At 60.8% G+C, this 17387-nt stretch carries 17 protein-coding genes; 9 read left to right on the forward strand and 8 right to left on the reverse strand.

The genetic code is table 11. The annotated features are described in order from the left end of the window. Window positions 1-24 precede the first annotated feature (24 nt). Window positions 25-447, forward strand: a complete 423-nt coding sequence (locus NKJ94_RS32655; protein WP_502904238.1) for an FCD domain-containing protein — start codon at window positions 25-27, stop codon at window positions 445-447. A gap of 135 nt (window positions 448-582) precedes the next feature. On the opposite strand, the gene NKJ94_RS32660 is transcribed toward NKJ94_RS32655, so the two are convergent. After that, a complete protein-coding gene (locus tag NKJ94_RS32660; protein ID WP_352531319.1) occupies window positions 583-1176 on the reverse strand; it encodes a DJ-1/PfpI family protein in 594 nt (197 codons plus the stop codon). A 132-nt stretch (window positions 1177-1308) separates the two neighbouring features. Then, window positions 1309-2010, reverse strand: a complete 702-nt coding sequence (locus NKJ94_RS32665) for a GntR family transcriptional regulator (RefSeq protein WP_352531321.1) — start codon at window positions 2008-2010, stop codon at window positions 1309-1311. Window positions 2011-2097: 87 nt separating this feature from the next. Here NKJ94_RS32665 and NKJ94_RS32670 point away from each other — a divergent pair, with 87 nt between their 5' ends. From NKJ94_RS32670 to NKJ94_RS32685, 4 genes are read left to right on the forward strand one after another with little or no spacing between them, the layout of a single operon-like run. Beyond that, window positions 2098-2343: a hypothetical protein gene (locus tag NKJ94_RS32670; protein ID WP_352531323.1), complete on the forward strand. Its 246-nt coding sequence runs from the start codon at window positions 2098-2100 to the stop codon at window positions 2341-2343. Next, complete coding sequence (locus tag NKJ94_RS32675) at window positions 2340-3566, forward strand: iron-containing alcohol dehydrogenase (protein WP_352531325.1); 1227 nt, start codon at window positions 2340-2342, stop codon at window positions 3564-3566. Before NKJ94_RS32670 ends, NKJ94_RS32675 begins: the two co-directional genes overlap by 4 nt. Before the next feature lie 18 nt (window positions 3567-3584). Beyond that, window positions 3585-5072 carry an NAD-dependent succinate-semialdehyde dehydrogenase gene (locus tag NKJ94_RS32680; protein ID WP_352531327.1) on the forward strand — a complete coding sequence of 496 codons (1488 nt, stop codon included), beginning with the start codon at window positions 3585-3587 and terminating at the stop codon, window positions 5070-5072. 11 nt (window positions 5073-5083) lie between these two features. Beyond that, window positions 5084-5905: an alpha/beta hydrolase gene (locus NKJ94_RS32685; protein WP_352531329.1), complete on the forward strand. Its 822-nt coding sequence runs from the start codon at window positions 5084-5086 to the stop codon at window positions 5903-5905. Here NKJ94_RS32685 and NKJ94_RS32690 read toward each other — a convergent pair whose 3' ends face one another. The 6 genes from NKJ94_RS32690 to NKJ94_RS32715 all read right to left on the reverse strand — a co-directional run bounded on the left by NKJ94_RS32690 (window position 5906) and on the right by NKJ94_RS32715 (window position 12385). Beyond that, entirely contained in the window at window positions 5906-6655 is a 750-nt protein-coding gene (locus NKJ94_RS32690; RefSeq protein WP_352531331.1) for a ribonuclease activity regulator RraA, read from the reverse strand. It lies immediately after the preceding gene. Between the two features lie 23 nt (window positions 6656-6678). Next, window positions 6679-7842 carry a mandelate racemase/muconate lactonizing enzyme family protein gene (locus tag NKJ94_RS32695; RefSeq protein ID WP_352531333.1) on the reverse strand — a complete coding sequence of 388 codons (1164 nt, stop codon included), beginning with the start codon at window positions 7840-7842 and terminating at the stop codon, window positions 6679-6681. 32 nt (window positions 7843-7874) lie between these two features. Then, window positions 7875-8972, reverse strand: coding sequence for an ABC transporter ATP-binding protein (locus NKJ94_RS32700; protein ID WP_352531335.1), 1098 nt, complete (start codon window positions 8970-8972; stop codon window positions 7875-7877). A gap of 10 nt (window positions 8973-8982) precedes the next feature. Further along, entirely contained in the window at window positions 8983-9873 is an 891-nt protein-coding gene (locus tag NKJ94_RS32705; RefSeq protein WP_352531337.1) for a carbohydrate ABC transporter permease, read from the reverse strand. Further along, window positions 9870-10829 (reverse strand): carbohydrate ABC transporter permease, encoded by a 960-nt coding sequence (locus NKJ94_RS32710; protein ID WP_352531339.1) that lies wholly within the window; start codon window positions 10827-10829, stop codon window positions 9870-9872. Before NKJ94_RS32710 ends, NKJ94_RS32705 begins: the two co-directional genes overlap by 4 nt. A gap of 77 nt (window positions 10830-10906) precedes the next feature. Beyond that, window positions 10907-12385 carry an ABC transporter substrate-binding protein gene (locus tag NKJ94_RS32715; protein WP_352531341.1) on the reverse strand — a complete coding sequence of 493 codons (1479 nt, stop codon included), beginning with the start codon at window positions 12383-12385 and terminating at the stop codon, window positions 10907-10909. 208 nt (window positions 12386-12593) lie between these two features. Between NKJ94_RS32715 and NKJ94_RS32720 the strand changes: the two genes are divergently transcribed. The 4 genes from NKJ94_RS32720 (at window position 12594) to NKJ94_RS32735 (ending at window position 17181) form a co-directional block, all read left to right on the forward strand. After that, entirely contained in the window at window positions 12594-13304 is a 711-nt protein-coding gene (locus NKJ94_RS32720) for a GntR family transcriptional regulator (RefSeq protein ID WP_352531343.1), read from the forward strand. Between the two features lie 55 nt (window positions 13305-13359). Continuing rightward, the gene (locus NKJ94_RS32725; RefSeq protein ID WP_352531345.1) at window positions 13360-14526 is read left to right on the forward strand and encodes a mandelate racemase/muconate lactonizing enzyme family protein; all 1167 of its coding nucleotides are present in this window, start codon (window positions 13360-13362) and stop codon (window positions 14524-14526) included. A gap of 76 nt (window positions 14527-14602) precedes the next feature. Continuing rightward, complete coding sequence (locus NKJ94_RS32730) at window positions 14603-15964, forward strand: mandelate racemase/muconate lactonizing enzyme family protein (protein ID WP_352531347.1); 1362 nt, start codon at window positions 14603-14605, stop codon at window positions 15962-15964. Window positions 15965-15981: 17 nt separating this feature from the next. Then, window positions 15982-17181 (forward strand): mandelate racemase/muconate lactonizing enzyme family protein, encoded by a 1200-nt coding sequence (locus NKJ94_RS32735; protein ID WP_352531349.1) that lies wholly within the window; start codon window positions 15982-15984, stop codon window positions 17179-17181. The last annotated feature ends 206 nt before the right edge of the window (window positions 17182-17387 follow it).

The following is a 17387-nucleotide window of genomic DNA, read 5'->3' on the forward strand; positions in this document are numbered from 1 at the left end:
GGGCGCTCGCCCCGGCGCTTTTTTGTGTTGGTCGTCATCTCAATACATCCCCCCCCCGCCCTCCCGCGCCCCCCCCCCCCCCGCGGGGGGCCCCCCCCCCCCCCCCCCCCCACCACTGGTGGATCACTCGAAGTCCTTGACGTTCACGACTTCTCCGGCCTGGACAACCGGTTTCACCGGCTCATAAACGAGGCGTCGCCGAACCGCTTTATCGATGATTTCTACGACATCATCACGTTCATTTGTCACTACCACTATCAGTGGAACAAGCAGGACGAAAAGCAGCGCAACCTTGCCGCGCTCCACGAACACGTCGCCTATATCGATGCGCTTGAGAGCCACAATTCCACTCGGATTGAGGTGGCCTGCCGAGCGCATCTGGCTTCAGCAAGGGAAACACTGATGCGTTCGCTTACAGGATTTGATGAAACGAACGTCAACGCATAGCGAAAGAGCTTTGACCCTGGGGGGCAAACTCAGCGCGATGCAGGCGTTTTATGATCGAGGCCGAATTGGCGGTGACAAGTTCCCTTCCACAACAAGGGAACCGACGCACCCTTTGGGATGCGTCGGAACAAAGGTCTACGCGTGGCGGATTTCCGTCCCAAGCACCTTCAGGCATTCGCGGATAAACGCGGCAAGCGCCGTCCAGCCCTTAGCTGAAACCATCGTGCCGTCGACATATGCCTCCGTTGGAGACAGGTCGATATAGGTGCCGCCGGCAAGCGTCACTTCGGGCTCGCACGCCGCCAGTGCGCCGACCTTCTTGCCACGCACGACACCGTCGACCGCAATCAGGATCTGCACGCCATGGCAGATCGTGAAAATCGGCTTCTTGGTTTCGTGGAAGTGGCGCACCATCGCCTGCACGCGCTTATCGGTGCGGATGTATTCGGGGCCACGACCGCCGGCGCAGTAAACAGCGTGGTATTGATCCAGCTGCTTCTCAGCGTCGGCGAAGGTCTTGTTGATCAGCGCATAGTGGCCGAGCTTTTCGGTGTAGGTCTGATCGCCCTCGAAGTCGTGCAGCGATGTTTTGATCACGTCTCCGGCGCTTTTGTCTGGGCACACGACATGAACAGTGTGGCCCACCGCTTCCATCGCCTGCTGGTAGACGAAGATTTCGTATTCCTCGGTGAACTCACCGGTCAGCATCAGGATCTTTTTGCCTGGCATGGTCGTTCCTTTCCTGTGACAACTGCCGGGCGAGACATGTACTCGCCCGGCGGTTTGAGGTTTTAGAAGGGTGAATCGGGGAAGTAGTATTCCTTGGCATTGGCCTGCGTGATCAAAGGCATCGGGACAGTCTCAGTCGAACGCCAGCAACAAACGGTCGCGGGAATGCTCGATATGACGACGCATCGCCTGCTCGGCCGCGGCAGGATCGGCCGCAGCGAAAGCGGCCAGGATGGCCTCATGCTCGTCAAGCGCCTCTTCGGTGACGCGCGAATGGAACATCAGGCGAAATATGTGGAAGTGGGTATGCTGGTGCGCCAGCGTTTCGCGCACGAGTTCGTTGTTGGCGAATTCCATGACCTTGTCATGGAAAATAGCGTCTTGGCGGGCGAAGTTGGAATACCGCAGGCGCTCGTCCTTGCCCTCACGGCGCGCCATGACGCCGGCTGATTCCTGAAGCTGGGCGAGCTTCGCCTCGTCCATGAGCGCGGCTGCCTTGGCCGCGCCATGAGGCTCGAGCAGCAGGCGAAGCTCGTAGAGCTCATCAAACCGTCGCTTCGTGATCTGGGGGGCAGCGCGGTAACCGATCAGATGCGTCTTCAGCACAAGGCCTTCGCCTTCGAGCCGGCCGAGCGCCTCGCGGATCGGCGTGTGAGATACGTTGAATTCCTTGACCAGACTGTCGACCGTGATGCGGGAACCCGGCGCAATCTTCAGCGACATGAGTTGCGCAAAAATCGCTTCGTAGACGTCCTCAACCAAGCTGCTGGAGCGCTGGATACGCCCGCCGGCGAGGTTCGCTTCGTCTACACTGGGTAAGTTCATGGCCTGCATGTTTTGCCTCTTGACACATTGAGTTGCTAACACGATGCTCCGGACAGTACAATCCTATATCCTATACGATTTTATAGAGGATACGATTTGAAGCTGTTTCGAGATAACGCAGTGGCGCTTGCGGTGGCCCTGCTGGAGCAGCGTGCCGCCCCCGCGGCCCATGCTTCCTCACCTGCCGAACCCGAACGGACCGTCTGCATTCCGGGCGATGGTTCGACACGTCGGTATGCAACCGCGCTGCAGGAGGGGTTTGACATCGAGCCCAAGCTTTGGGCCGAGCTCAGCGCCCTTTCGCATTCCAATCCAAACAACACGACAGGACTCAGATTATGAGCCTTTTCGCTGCCATAAGGCTGCCGCGCGAAATCCTCTTCGGGAAGGGCCAGCGCCACATCATTGCGACCGTCGCGGCCCGGCTCGGGCGTCGCGCGCTCGTCTGCACCGATGAACGTTTTGCCGCAACGGGCCCTTTCGCGGAGATCGTAGCGGCGCTGCGGGCCGCCTCGATCGACGTGCTTGTGCATGACCGTGTGCTACCCGACGTACCCCGAGACACCGTCGCCGTCTGCGCCGAACAGGCGCGGAAGTTCGCGCCCGACATGGTGATCGGCATTGGCGGCGGCAGTTGTCTCGACATGGCCAAATGCGCCGCGTTGCTCATCAGTCACGGCGGCCAGCTCCAGGACTACTACGGCGAGTTCAAGGTGCCTGGTCCGACGCTGCCGCTGATCGCGGTGCCGACGACAGCCGGCACCGGCTCCGAGGTGACCCCGGTCGCGGTGATCTCCGATCCGGATCGCACGCTGAAGGTCGGCATCTCCAGCCCGTATCTGATCGCGGCTGCGGCTATCTGCGACCCTGAACTGACGATGACATGCCCGCCGGGATTGACGGCGATTGCAGGCGCCGATGCGCTGACGCATGCAATCGAGGCCTTCACTGCGGTCAGGCGTGGCACCGATCCCGGCCTTTCGCAGAAACATGTCTTTATCGGCAAAACCGCTTTGACCGATCATTTCGCCCTGCTGGCGATCAAGCTGCTTGGCCGAAGCCTTGAAACGGCATACCGCCAGCCCGCTGACGAGGACGCCCGGGCTGAGGTGATGATGGGTGCACTTGCAGCCGGCTGTGCGTTCGGAACGGCCGGCACAGCGGCAGCGCACGCCGTGCAATATCCGGTCGGCGCGATAACCCACACCGCTCACGGATTGGGTGTCGCCACCATGTTGCCGTATGTCATGAAGTACAACAGAACAGCCGCAGCGACCGAGATGGCCGAGATCGCCAACGCGCTCTGCCTCGATGGAAAAGGCCGGACGGCCGAAGAGTTGGCCGACGCGACCATAGGCGAGGTCAGTCGGCTGTTTGGGGCAATCGGGATCACTCCCTCGTTAGCCGAGCTAGGGCTTCCCGCCGATAAGCTCGATTGGACGGCGGAACAAGCGATCAGTATCGAACGCCTCATCAAGAACAATCCGCGGCCATTCGATTTGGGGTCCATGCGGCGCCTGGTCCAGGCTGCCTTTGATGGCGACCTCGCCAGCTGCGTCATGTAAACAATCGGGAATATCGAGATGAACACGTCTTCACAGGTTCTGGCGGATGATCAGGGCATCAGCGACTTCCACACAATCTCGCACGGACTGTATATTAGCGGCCAATGGCGGCAGTCCGCGGATGGCAGGGTAATTCCTGTCATCGATCCTTCGACCGAGGCTGTCATCGCCGCTGTGCCCGATGCGACCGTGGACGACGCGGCCGCTGCCGTTGAAGCCGCTGCCAAGGCAGCCCATGGCTGGCGAACAACGTCGCCGCGAAAGCGTTCCGAGATCCTCAGACGCTGCTTTGAACTGATGACGGAACGATCAGAGGCGCTCGCGACTCTCATCGCATTGGAAAACGGCAAGGCGCTCCGGGATGCCCGCGGCGAGATCGCTTATGCCGCGGAATTTTTCCGTTGGAATGCCGAGGAGGCCGTTCGCATCACTGGCGAATTTGGCACTGCCCCCTCCGGCACCAATCGCATTGTGGTCGACTACGAACCGATCGGCATCTGCGTCCTGATCACGCCTTGGAATTTTCCTGCCGCGATGGCGACGCGCAAGATCGCGCCGGCACTTGCCGCTGGATGCACGGTGATCCTGAAGCCGGCCAGCGAGACACCCCTCACGGCCTACGCACTCGCCGCGCTCTATCAGGAGGCAGGCGTTCCACCGGGGGTGGTCAACGTCCTGACAACCTCGCGTCCCGGCCCTGTGACGGCAGCCATGCTGGCCGATCCGCGAGTACGCAAACTCTCCTTCACCGGCTCGACGGGTGTCGGTCGCGCTTTGCTGGCAGAGGCTGCCAGGCATGTGGTTTCGTGTTCAATGGAACTAGGCGGCAACGCCCCATTCATTGTGTTCGACGACGCCGATCTCGAAGCGGCACTTGATGGCGCGATGGTGGCGAAGATGCGCAACGCCGGCGAGGCCTGCACCGCAGCGAACCGCCTCTATGTGCAAGCTGGCATCTACGAAGCCTTCTCTGACGGACTTGAGAAGCGGATGTCGTCGCTCAAGGTCGGCGCCGGCACCGACCCGGATACGGAATGCGGACCCATGATCACGAAAAAGGCGGTCGAGAAGATAGACCGCCTTGTCATTGACGCGGTCACACGCGGTGCGCGGATCATGTGCGGCGGCTCAGTCCTGTCCGGACGTGGTTTCTTCTACCCTCCTACAGTGCTTCGCGACGTGCCAGGCGACTCAAAGATGGCGCATGAGGAGATATTCGGGCCTGTAGCGCCAATCTCTAGCTTCGAAACCGAGGCCGAGGTCATCGCACGCGCCAATGACACCGAATATGGGCTTGCTGCCTACATCTACACCCGCGATCTGGCGCGTGGCATGCGGGTGGCCTCCAAGATCGAGGCCGGGATGATCGCTCTCAACCGCGGGCTGATGTCCGATCCGGCAGCTCCCTTCGGCGGCGTCAAGCAGAGTGGGCTCGGCCGCGAGGGAGGACAGCATCACGGCATTGCTGAGTTCATGGAGGCGAAATACCTCGCCATCAGCATGTGAGCAGAGGAAGAATGCAAGGCGATCCCTTTCGCATCCGCGACCACGTCGCGGATTTTGACGAAATCGTGCAAGACATCGTTGACCGCAGCGAGGCCGCCCGCGCCACCATTGCGATGACCGCGGAGGTGGCCTACGGCCCGGATCCGACCGAAACCATGGACCTGTTCTTTCCCGCGGGCAAAAGAACGGCCCTGCCGGTGCACATGTTTGTCCATGGCGGCTACTGGAGAATGTTCTCGAAGCGCGACTATTCATACGTCGCGACGACAATTACCAAGGCCGGGGCCATCGCCGTCATCCTCGATTATGCTCTGATGCCCAAGGTCAGAATGGCGACGATTGTCGACCAGGTGCGCCGCGCCAAGCAGTGGGTCCTGGCCAACATCGCCGATCATGGCGGAAACCCGGCGGCCCTGACTGTCAGTGGTCATTCGGCAGGAGCACATCTTGCAACGTTTCTGTTCAACGGCGAGCATACCCCTTCGAATGTGAGGGCAGCCCTTCTGCTCGGCGGGCTCTACGATTTGAAACCGCTCCAGGATTCCTTTCTCGCCGACGAGATTGGAATCACCGACGAGGAAGTCGCCATGTTTACACCTCTTGCCTGTCGGCATGATCCTCAAACCGAGGCGACGGTTCTGGTCGGAGCCAATGAGACGCCACCCTTCCATCAGCAAGCCGATCGATTCATAGCGAGCTTGCTGCGTCAGGGATCGTTGGTAACGTCGCTTGTGCTCTCGAACCGCAACCACATGGACAGCGTCAGAGATCTTGGCGTGCCAGGGACCCAGGCTGCTGATTGCCTGGCAAAACTGATCGCCAAGGCCTGCTAACTACCTTGGGTTCTCCAGGCGGTTTGTTTTGCGCCACTCCTCGTACTCCCCGCGGGCATCCTCATGCAGCGGATAATAGCGTTGCAACGGCCCGCCCTCCATGAGCTTCGCTCGCGAGAACTCCTCCCAATCGTGATGCTTCTGTGATTCTTCGATCACCTTCGGGGCCATTGCGACAGGAAGCACCACCACCCCGTCGTCGTCGGCGACGATGATGTCGCCGGGGATCACGGTGACACCGCCGCAGGCAATTGGAACGTTGACGGCGTTCGGATAGATGCTGGTCTGCACATGATAATTTGGCGTCCAGCCGCGCAGCCATAGGGGCAGATCGAGCTTTTCGACATTGGGCCGGTCGCGCATGCACCCGTCGATGACGATGCCCGCGCCGCCCCTGCCCTTAAAATACGTCGACATCATATCGCCGAAGACGCCCGAGCTCATGTCGCCGCGCGCGTCGACCACGACCACATCGCCGTCCTGCGCGTGATAAAGCACGTGCCGATGCAGCTGCGTCTCAGGATCGGCATATTCTCCCTCGGTGAATAGGTCCGGCCGCTGTGGCATGAACTGCAGCGTCAGCGCCGGCCCGACGATCGACTTCCCGTGGTTCTGCGCCACCGGTCCCACCATGTGCGGATTGCGAAAACCCATGTGGCCAAGCGTGCCGGCAACCGTCGCGGCGCCGATCTCCCTTAGCGCGTCAATCAGGTCTTTTGGCGGCCGCGTGATGTCGGGAGCATGTGTCATCGTGGACTCCGGTTGAAAGGGAACTACCAGTTCGTAACAGAACCGTCGCGGCGCTTAAGGTGAGGCGCTTCCCAGAAACGCAAACTTCCCGCCTGGATCGCCTGCTCGTTGATCTCGACGCCGAGCCCCGGCAGATCGCTGACCGGATAGTCGGGGCCGTCGAGCCGTGGTTGCACGGGGAAGAAGTCGGAATTGTCGAAGCCCAGCTTTATTTCGGGCGCCCTGGTCTCGAGCCACGCGAAATTGGGTACAGCGGCGGCGAGATGCACGGACGCGGCCGTGCACACCGGACCAAGGGGATTGTGCGGCATCAGATCCACATAGTGCGCCTCGCTCCAGCCAGCGACTTTCATCGCCTCGGTGAGCCCGCCGACGTTGCAAACGTCGAGCCGGTTGAACTGATGGATGCCGCGCTCGATGTAGGGCAGGAACTGCCACTTGCTGGCAAATTCCTCGCCGATGGCAAAGGGGACGTCGGTCATCGTACGCAGGGATTCGTAGGCCTCCGGTGTCTCGTCCCGTATCGGCTCCTCGAGGAAATCAAGCACGCCGCGGCCGAGCTTGTTGCAGAAGCTCGCCGCCTCTGCCACCGACAGCCGATGATGATAGTCGATGCCGAGAACGACCTCGTCGCCCAGCGCCTCGCGCGCCTTGTTCAGCATATTCGCGGTAGGGCCGATCGACTCGCGCGGCTCGAAGATGTCCCTGCTGTTTTGCCCGACCGGGAAAAAGCGGATCGCCTCCCACCCCTGTGTGCGTAGTTCGCGGGCTCGTTCGATGGCAACATCGCCCTCGGTCTCGTCGCCGGTCGACGCAAAGGTGGGGATGCGGTCGCGCTGCCTGCCGCCTAGCAGCTCGTAGACCGGCACCCCCAGCGCCTTGGCCTTAATGTCGTGAAGGGCGATGTCGATGGCGGAAATCGCCGCCTGCAGAACCCGCCCGCCTTCGAAGTACTGGCTGCGATAAACCTCTTGCCAGATCCGCCCGATTTGCATGGGGTCGCGGCCGATGAGAAACTCGCGATAATGCTCGACCGCGCCAGCCACGGCCTTCTCGCGACCACTCAAGCCGCTCTCGCCCCAGCCGAAGATGCCCTGGTCAGTCTCGACCTTGACGAGCATCTGGTTGCGCGTTCCTACCCACACTGGATAGGGCTTGATCGCGGTGATCTTAAGCTTCGTAGTCATCCACGCCACGTTCCAAACGCATCCGCCCTGTCTCAGTTGGCCTTGAGGGCCATTTCGGTTTCTCCGTCGAACAGATGCATCCGCTCCTGGTCGAACTCGAGCCAGATCTGTTCATCGGGCGCGACGGCAATGTTCGGCGGCACGCTGACGTTGACGATGGCGCCGGAGAGGAACGTCTGCACGAAGGTGACGTCTCCGGTCGGCTCCACCGTGTAGGCCTTGGCCGGAATGGCACCGGGGACCGCGCTCTTGCGCAGCTTGATCGTCGAGTGACGCGCGCCGAGCACGACTTTCTTGCTCGTTGCCCTTGCGACCTTCTGGGCGTTGCGCGGCGAGAGCTCAAAGCTCCAGCCCTCCGCGCTGGTCAACACAGAGTTGCCGTTTGCCGTCGATGCCTCCAGCGGAATAAGGCTCATCGCCGGGCTGCCTATAAAGCTGGCGACGAACATGTTGACGGGATGGGCGAAGACCTGCGCCGGTGAATCGTATTGCTGGAGGTAGCCGCCGTTCATCACCGCCATCTTGTCGGCCATGGTCACGGCTTCGAGCTGGTCGTGCGTCACATAGATGATCGTCGCCTTGAGGTCCTGGTGGAAGCGCTTGATCTCCGAGCGCATCTGCACGCGCAGTTTGGCATCGAGGTTAGAGAGCGGCTCGTCCATGAGGAACACGGCGGGGTCGCGGACAAGCGCACGGCCCAGGGCCACCCGCTGCTGCTGCCCGCCCGAAAGTTCGCGTGGCTTGCGCTCGAGCAGGTGCGTCATGTCGAGCACTCGCGCCGCTTCCTTGACCTTCTTGTCGATCTCGTCCCTGGGCAGTTTGCGCATCTGCAGCGGGAACGCCAAGTTCTTGTAAACCGATTTCTGCGGATAGAGCGCGTAGTTCTGGAACACCATTGCGATGTCCCGGTCCTTGGGGTCGAGGTCGTTGACCACCCGGTCCCCGATGACGATGTCGCCCGATGTGATCGGAATCAGCCCCGCGACGAGATTGAGCGTGGTTGTCTTGCCGCAGCCTGAAGGGCCGACGAGCGCAACGAACTCGCCGTCATTGACCGTCAGCGAGACATCGTTGACAGCTTTGAAGCTGCCATAGGTCTTGACGAGATCTTTGAGGACCACGTGGGCCATCGGCAACTCCCTAGTGCTTGACCGCGCCTTCTGTAAGGGCGCGTACGAAGTATCGTTGCAGGACCAGGAACAGCACCACGACGGGCACGCTCATCATAAAACTGGCCGCCATCAGGCCCGGAAAATCCGTCGTATTTTCCGAGAAGAAGCGCTGGATGCCGACCGGCAGGGTCAACTGGTCGTTCTTGGAGAGGAAGGTGTAGGCGTAGATGTACTCGTTCCACGCGCCGATGAAGGAATAGATCGCCGTAGCGATGATTCCCGGCATCGAAAGCGGCATCACGATCAGGATGAAGGCCTGGAACCGCGTTGCGCCATCGATGCGCGCCGCCTGCTCGAGTTGCACCGGGATGTTGTCGTAAAAGCCCTTGAGCAGCCAGATCGCCAGCGGCAGGCCGAAGGTGAGATAGGTGAGAATCAGCGAGCCATGCGTGTTCATCAACCCGAGCACGCGCATCAGGATGAAGAGCGGCACGAGAAAGATCACCGCCGGGAACATGTTGCGCAGCAGCACGGCGAAGAACAGGAAGTTGCGGCCGGGGAAACTGAAGCGCGAAAACGCGTAGGCCGCGGGGACAGCCACGATCACGGAAAGGATTGTCGTGACGGTCGACACGAAAAGGCTGTTCCAGAAAAAACGGAGGAAGTCCTGACCGACGCTGTTCTGCGGATCGAGCAGCTTTTGGTAGCTGGCGAAGGTAGGCTCGTCCGGCCACCATTGCGGCGGGAATTGCGTCGCCGCGAACCCGGACTTGATCGAGGTGATCAGCATCCAGATCATCGGCACCGCGGTGTAAAGCAGCATGAACACGAGGAAGATGCGTCCGGCCCACCGCCATCCGTCGACACGCATTCGGCGACGGGTCTGGCTTCGAGAGGCTGTCTCGGCGATCGCGCTCATGCGCTCCCCTCTTTCCGCTCGTTGCCGCTTAGCGCACGGACGTAGAAGTAGCCCAGCGTCATCAGAATGAGGAACAGGAGCACCGAATAGGCCGACGCCACGCCCCAGCGCTGCCGGCCGAAGGCGAGCTCATAAATGTGGGTTATCCAGATATGCGATGCGTTCGACGGCCCGCCGCCGGTCATGATCCAGGGGATGATGAAGGAATTGAAGTTGGCCACTGCGAGCAGCAGGATCGTCACCACCGAGACGTTGCGCAAGTGCGGGAAGGTGACGTGCCAGAAGCGCTGCCATGCATTGGCCCCGTCGACTTTTGCGGCGAGCAGTAACTGGTCGGGGACTGTCTGGAGGCCGGCCATCATCATGATCATGGCAAAGGGAAACTCGCGCCAGATGTTGACGACGATCAGGGAGGGGAGCACTGTGCTGACGTTGTCGATGAAATTCGGCGGCCGGTCGGCCAATCCGAGGCCGACCAGAACCGCGCCGATGATCCCGAAATCCGAATGGTAGATCCACTTCCAGATATAGGAGGCGGCGACCGCGCTGATGACCCAGGGAATGATCAGGATAGCGCGCAGGACACCACGGCCGACAAAGTCGCGGTGGAGCGCCAGCGCAGTGGCAAACCCCAGGACAAAGGAGATGAAAGTGGACCCCAGTGTCCAGATCATGGTGTTCCAGGTGACTTTCCAGAACACCTGACTGGTGAGGATGGCCGTGTAGTTGTCGAAGCCGATGAAGATCTTGTCGCGCAGTTGCAGGCCAGGCGGCGTCTTAAAGAACGACAGCTCGATCGTGTAGTAGATCGGATAGGCGATGACTATGAGCATCACGGCGATCGCCGGAAGCACGTACGCGTAGTCGGCGCGATGCTCCCAGATCTTCCGCAGCGCGCCGGACCTACCGGGTTGCAATGTTCGGCGAGCCTCGGCCTTGCCGGTCACGATCGTCACTGTGGCGTGCCCTTATTCTTCGGAACGAACCGGCTGCACTATCCGCGCAGCCGGTCAGATCGTAGGTCGGGCCTGGACTAGAGTCCGCCCATCAGGTCTTTTACCTTCTTGGCCGCGTCGTCCGCCGCCTCGTCGACAGTCATCGCTCCGGTCAGGGCATTCTGCAGCATATCCGGGACGATGATGTTCATGATCTCGGGGGCCTGCGGCAGCGCTGGGAACGGGATGCCGTATGGCAGCATCGAGGTCGTGACATCGAGGAACTTGATGTTATCCAGGCGTTCCTTCATCCATTTGGTCTTGAAGCCGTTAAGGTTGCCCGGGTTCGAGCCGGCGTAGGCCATCTTCAGCGACCATTCGGGGCTCGTCCACATACAGATGATAGCCTTTGCAGCCGGCTCGTCTACCTTGCCGCCCTCGACATATTCGGGCTTCAGGATGTGAATGTTCGAGCCGCCGAACACGACGGCGCGCTTACCGTCGGGGCCAGTCGGAATCAGGCCGTAGCGCATGTTGTCGATGACGGTCTGCGCTTTGTCCTTGTCGGTGCCGGTCGCCTTCGCCTGCAGGTCAAGCATGACGTTGTAGTCGGACGGGTGCGAGATCATCATGCCGAGCTGACCGGCGACGAACAGGGGCTGATTATCGGCCTGCTGGTTGGTGAGTGCCGAAACTGGAACCGACTTGTCGCGAACATACATGTCGTATGACGCTTGCAGCGCCGCCTTGCTCTGCGGGCTGTCGAGCTCGACCTGCTTATAGGTCGGGTTCGCGGTGGCTTCGTCGAAGACGCCGCCGCCATAGGCCCACAGCTGTGGCATGAAGCGATACGGCGTGTTGCCGGCATTCTTGCGAGCCACGAGGCCGTAGCCGGCAATGCCGAGCTTGTCGTGGATCTGCTTGGAATATTTGACGACGTCGTCCCAGGTTGCCGGAGCCTTGTCCGGATCGAGGCCGGCACGCTTGAAGATGTCGGCGTTCCAGATGAACGCCATCGTCTCGTTGTTGGTCGGAATGCCGTAGGTCACCCCCTCCCAGGTCACGGCCTTCATAGCGCCGGGCCAGAAATCCTCGGTCGAATACCCCACATCCTCGGGCTTGAGCGGCTGCAGATAGCCCTTTGAGGCGAACTCGGTACCACCCAGGATTTGCAAGCGGACCGCCATCGGCGCGGCATTGCCCAGGAGCGCGGTCCGGAACTTGTCGAGAAGGTCGTTATAGGTGAGGGCTTGTTCCTCAAGCTGGATGTTCGGATAGGTTTTGCGGAAGGTCTCGAAGAAATCCTTGTAGTACTGGCGCAGGAGGTCGGGGTCGCCCTCGAACACGCCCTGATACCAGAAAGTCAGTCGCCCCTTGTAGTCGAGCGGGGTGACCTTGGCGCAATCGGCCGCCGTGTCAAAATCCTGTGTGCCGGCGATGGAGCGCACATATTCCGGCGACCACTTGCTGAGGTCGACCGGCGGCGCAGCCAGCGCCGATGTGGGCATCAGGGATGCCATCAAAGCAGTGACGACAGTGCCGCGCAGGACCGCACTGCCGAGCGTAATCCTCGTCATAGGTATCCTCCCTGGTTCTCCCATGCCGCCCTGCGCCGAGGCAAAGCGGTCCTTGCTCGTTTCGATCGCGAGGATGCTCAATGTATCCTCTCGATCCCTTGGTACGTTTTCAGATCATAGATTGCCTGTCAACGCGCTGGATCGTACATTGTTTGCGAAAGCCGTGTGTGATATCGGGCAAGATATGTATTAACTTGGGGAGCCGGCCTTGGCCGAAATAAGCGATTTCAAAGCTATGCCACCCGTGGAGACTGATCCCATCGGGGCCTCCAGCGAGGGCGCCTCGCTTTATGAATTGATCAGGGAAGACATCATCGAGGGCCGGCTCGCCGCCAACGAACGGCTTGTAGTCACCGATCTCGCCCGGCGTCACGGCACCTCGACCAATCCTGTGCGCGAGGCCCTGCAGCTGTTGCGTGGGGAGGGCTTTGTCATCTTTGTCGCCAACCGCGGCGCGCGCGTCCGACCCATAGATCAGGATTTTGTCCGGGATATCTACGAGATCGGTGTTCTGATCGAGCCAGCCCTGACACGATGGTTTGTGAATATGGCTACCGGCGAGGACATCGCCGAACTCGAACGTCTCCAAGGCCTGATTGAAGAGAACAACTTCGCCGACACATTCAGGCACAGCGAGCTGGATACCGCTTTCCACACCGTGATGTACCAGCGGCACTATAACCGCCACGCCGCCGAGCTTTGGTGGAAGCATCGCGAAGTGCTGCGAGCCGTGAGCCGGCGTTTCAATTTCACGCTCGCGCGACGTGCCGCGATCATGCGCGAGCACCGCGAACTCATCGCGCTCGTAAAGGCGGGAGAAGCCGACAAGGCGGCCGAGCTCGTTTCCCGCCATGTCGAGGGTTCGGGCCGGCATATTCTCGAACAGATGCGTGCGCGCAACGCCGCTCGGGCCGGATAGAATGTCCAGTCTAGACCATCATTAACCCGACCCATTCCAGATAAAGGCAGTTGAGATGAAAATCACGAGCATTCGGCCGTGGCTGATCAAGTCCGATGCTTCTTATTGGGGAGAGTATCTATTCGTCGAAGTGATGACCGACGAGGGGGTGAGTGGGTGGGGAGAGATCACCACCACTACAAGGCTCGCCAACCGCGCGCTCTGCACGATCCTGCGGCAGATCGGCGTCGCCGTAACAGGCGAGGATCCAGCGCGTATCGAGCATCTTTGGCATAAGATTTTCCGCAGCTTCACTTACATGGGCAGCCGCGGCGCCGCCGTCGAATGCGTGAGCGCCATCGATATAGCCCTCTGGGACATCCGGGGCAAAGTCCTCGGCAAGCCGATTTACGAGCTGCTGGGCGGACCGGTACGCGATGAAATCGCCCTCTACACCCATCCCAACCAAGTCAAATTTACCAGCAAGGAAGCCGTGGTCCGTGAAATTCGAGACATCGTCGAGTCCGGACACACGGCGCTCAAGTTCGATCCTTATCCCCACCAGGGCCGCAGTGCCGATGGCCTGCCCCGCGAACAGCGGGACGGCTACCTCGATGGCAGCATGAGCCGCAAGGACGAGCGCGAAGCCGCAGAACTCACGGCTCTGATCCGCGAAACGGCGGGGCCTGATGTCGACATTCTCATCGATGCGCATGGCCGCTTCGACGTTCCCACCGCCATTCGCCTCTGTCGGAGCCTCGAGGAAGCCGGCCAGATCGACTGGTTTGAGGAGCCCTGTCCGCCCGAGAGCCTTAACGCCCTCAAGCAGGTGCGTGAGAAGGTCAGTACCGCTATCTCGTGGGGCGAGCGCGGCCACACGAAGTGGGATTTCGTGCCGATCCTGGAGAACAAGCTCGCTGACTACATAATGCCGGACGTGACCTGGACCGGCGGCATTACCGAACTCAAGAAGATTTCCGCCCTCTGCGAAGCCTACTACATCCCGGTCTCGCCACATGACGCCGCGGGGCCGATCAACGTGGTTGCGGGAGCGCAGGTGATGATGACCGTTCCTAACTTTTACAAACTCGAAACGTCGGAGTGGAACCTGGGCAAATACGATCACCTCATCGACAGACCACTCGACGTTTCGAACGGCAGCCTCAAGCTGACGTCGAAGCCTGGTCTCGGTGTTGCGATGGACCGCGACTACCTGCAGGCCCATGAGATCGAGCTGGGGTAGCAACGTTCTATGCCGGCCCAGAGTGAGGGGCGACAAGCCTCGCCCACCAGAAAGAGGACCAGAAAGAGGATAAGTCATGCCAAAGACGGGTGGTGCCGACGAGGCGCTCAATCGGGTGAACACGAACTCCAAGCCATCTGACCTTCGCATCACAGATATGCGGGTAGCCGAAATCGTCGGCGCGCCGTTCACCTCGGCGCTGCTCAAGATTTACACCAACCAGGGCATTGTCGGGCTTGGCGAGGTGCGCGACGGCGCCAGCGCCACCTACGAGCTGATGCTGAAGAGCCGGCTGCTTGGCGAGAACCCTTGCAACATCGACCGCGTGTTTCGCCGGATCAAGCAGTTCGGCGGGCACGGCCGGCAAGGCGGCGGCGTCTCGGCGGTCGAAATCGCGTTGTGGGATCTCGCCGGCAAGGCCTATGGCGTCCCCATCTACCAGATGCTCGGCGGCCGGTTTCGGGAGAAGGTGCGCATGTACTGCGATACCGACGCCACCGTGCCGAGCGGCACCGAGACCGGCAAGCGCCTCAAGCAGCGCATGGCGCTGGGCTTCACGTTCCTTAAGATGGATCTGGGGCTGATGCAAATCGCGGATGTCGCCGGTGCGGTCGTGGCCCCTGCCGGCTCACTTGAAGGATACCGCGTCCACCCTGGCCGCGGCCCGGTCAAGACCGTTGAAGAGCGGCGCGTCCGCAACGCCGTGTACGATTTGCATAACGTCCCCCACCCGTTTACCGGCCTCCACTTTTCCGACAAGGGCCTCGACTTGCTTGAGCAGTACATTGCCGAGGTTCGCGACGTTATCGGCATGGAGGTTCCGCTCGCCATCGACCATGTCGGCCACATCTCACTGCAGAACGGTATTCGCCTCGCCAGGCGGATTGAAAAATACGTGCCAGCCTGGCTCGAGGATGTGATCCCGTGGCAGTACACCGAGCAGTACCGACAACTGCAAGACGCAACCAGGGTGCCGATCTGCACCGGCGAGGACATCTACCTTAAGGAGGGCTTCGAGCCTCTGCTCAAGAGCGGCGGCCTCTCCGTTATTCACCCAGACCTGCTCACCAGCGGGGGCATTCTCGAGACCAAGAAGATCGGCGATATGGCGCAGGACCACGGCGTCGCTATGGCCATCCATATGGCCGAAAGTCCAATCGCCGCAATGGCCGCGGCCCATGTCGCGACCGCGACCGAAAACTTCATGGCGCTCGAATACCACTCTGCCGATGTCGACTGGTGGGACGATATCGTCACCGGCGTTCCCAAGCCGCTCGTGCAGGATGGCTTCATCACTGTTCCGGACAAGCCGGGCCTGGGGATCGACGACGTCGTCGACGAGGTGATCTCGCAGCATCTGCAGCCAGGTGTCACGGGCATCTGGCAGCCGACGGATCACTGGGACAACGAGTATTCCTGGGATCGCACCTGGAGCTGAGGCGAAAAGAACCGAAGATGAAGATCACCGACCTCCGATGTGCCGTTATCGGCAGGCACCCCATCGTTCGCATCGTTACCGACGAGGGCCTCTATGGCCTGGGCGAAGTCGAGTTCACCAAGACCTACCTCAAGCCTTGGGTGCTTCATTTCCGCGAGGCGCTGATCGGCGAGGACCCGACCGACGTCGAGCGGGTGATGCTGAAGATCCGCCAGCGCGGCTGCTTCAAGCCCTATGGTGCGGCGGTCAGCGCTATCGAGCATGCTCTGTGGGACATTGCCGGCAAGGCGGCAGGCGTGCCGGCCTACAAACTGCTCGGCGGCAAGGTGCGCGACAAGGTGCGCGTCTATAACGGCTCGATCCGCCAGAAACGCACGGGCGACCGGCCGGAGGATTACGCCGCTGACGTCAAATGGATGATGGAGCAGCCGCAGAACTTCTTCATGGTCAAGCAAGGAATCTCGTTCCACTCCAATATGAAGGACACCATCGAGGGCTTCCACTACGGCGTGACGCAGAAGAAGGCCGGCTATCACGGTGCCATGGATCAGGGCGTGATCAGCGAGCGCGGTTTCAACCATATGCTCGACTGCGTGATCGCGATGAAGGAAATGCTGGGCGACAAGGTCAGCCTGGCGCTCGACTGCGGCCCGGGCTGGATGCTGCCCGATGCGATCAAGTTCGCTCGCGCGGTCGAGAAGTACAATTTGATGTGGCTCGAGGACATGCTGACCGGTGACTATGTGCCGTGGGTCAATCCGCAGGCCTATCGGGAGCTGACCACCTCTACCTCGACGCCAATCCATACCGGCGAGCAGATCTACCTGCGGCACAATTTCAAGGAGCTGATCGAGACGCAGGCGGTGCGCGTCATCGGCCCCGATCCTGCCGATATTGGCGGCATTGCCGAGCTCAAATGGGTCGCCGAGCACGCCTATATGCACTCGATCCTGATGGCGCCGCATGGCACGGCGAACGGCTTGCTCGGCCTCGGCGCGTTGATCAATGTCTGCGCCACCTTGCCCGCCAACTACATCGCGTTCGAATACCCGAGCGCCTCCGACCCCTGGTGGGAGGATCTCGTAATCGGCCTGCCGTCGCAGATCGTGAAGGACAGCATGGTGGACCTGCTGGAAGCACCGGGGTTGGGCCTCGATATCGACGCCGAAGCAGCCAGGAAGTATCTCAGGGAAGAGGATGCGGGCTTCTTCGACTGAGCCATCCTTCTTGCGCCAACCTGCACCACGCGGACCGCTTCAGTAAGACGCCTGCTCAAAATGAACTTTCAACCAAGACAACGAAGCCGGAATCGACCATCTGGCAATTGTGGGGAAAGGCGGTAGCGCTCTCCCGCTACCATCGCTCCCCTGTACGGCCCGGAGACATGGGTAACAGTTTGTACCTAAGACATGGTGCAAGATGC

The sequence above is a fragment of the Mesorhizobium sp. M0060 genome (genome assembly GCF_040323155.1).
In the GTDB taxonomy this organism is placed as follows: domain Bacteria; phylum Pseudomonadota; class Alphaproteobacteria; order Rhizobiales; family Rhizobiaceae; genus Mesorhizobium.

Coding starts and splice junctions, on each gene's coding strand:
- NKJ94_RS32730 (WP_352531347.1), top strand. CDS start 14,603: ATGCCAAAGACGGGTGGTGCCGACGAGGCGCTCAATCGGGTGAACACG.
- NKJ94_RS32680 (WP_352531327.1), top strand. CDS start 3,585: ATGAACACGTCTTCACAGGTTCTGGCGGATGATCAGGGCATCAGCGAC.
- NKJ94_RS32690 (WP_352531331.1), bottom strand. CDS start 6,655: ATGACACATGCTCCCGACATCACGCGGCCGCCAAAAGACCTGATTGAC.
- NKJ94_RS32665 (WP_352531321.1), bottom strand. CDS start 2,010: ATGCAGGCCATGAACTTACCCAGTGTAGACGAAGCGAACCTCGCCGGC.
- NKJ94_RS32695 (WP_352531333.1), bottom strand. CDS start 7,842: ATGACTACGAAGCTTAAGATCACCGCGATCAAGCCCTATCCAGTGTGG.
- NKJ94_RS32675 (WP_352531325.1), top strand. CDS start 2,340: ATGAGCCTTTTCGCTGCCATAAGGCTGCCGCGCGAAATCCTCTTCGGG.
- NKJ94_RS32725 (WP_352531345.1), top strand. CDS start 13,360: ATGAAAATCACGAGCATTCGGCCGTGGCTGATCAAGTCCGATGCTTCT.
- NKJ94_RS32715 (WP_352531341.1), bottom strand. CDS start 12,385: ATGACGAGGATTACGCTCGGCAGTGCGGTCCTGCGCGGCACTGTCGTC.
- NKJ94_RS32705 (WP_352531337.1), bottom strand. CDS start 9,873: ATGAGCGCGATCGCCGAGACAGCCTCTCGAAGCCAGACCCGTCGCCGA.
- NKJ94_RS32660 (WP_352531319.1), bottom strand. CDS start 1,176: ATGCCAGGCAAAAAGATCCTGATGCTGACCGGTGAGTTCACCGAGGAA.
- NKJ94_RS32685 (WP_352531329.1), top strand. CDS start 5,084: ATGCAAGGCGATCCCTTTCGCATCCGCGACCACGTCGCGGATTTTGAC.
- NKJ94_RS32700 (WP_352531335.1), bottom strand. CDS start 8,972: ATGGCCCACGTGGTCCTCAAAGATCTCGTCAAGACCTATGGCAGCTTC.
- NKJ94_RS32735 (WP_352531349.1), top strand. CDS start 15,982: ATGAAGATCACCGACCTCCGATGTGCCGTTATCGGCAGGCACCCCATC.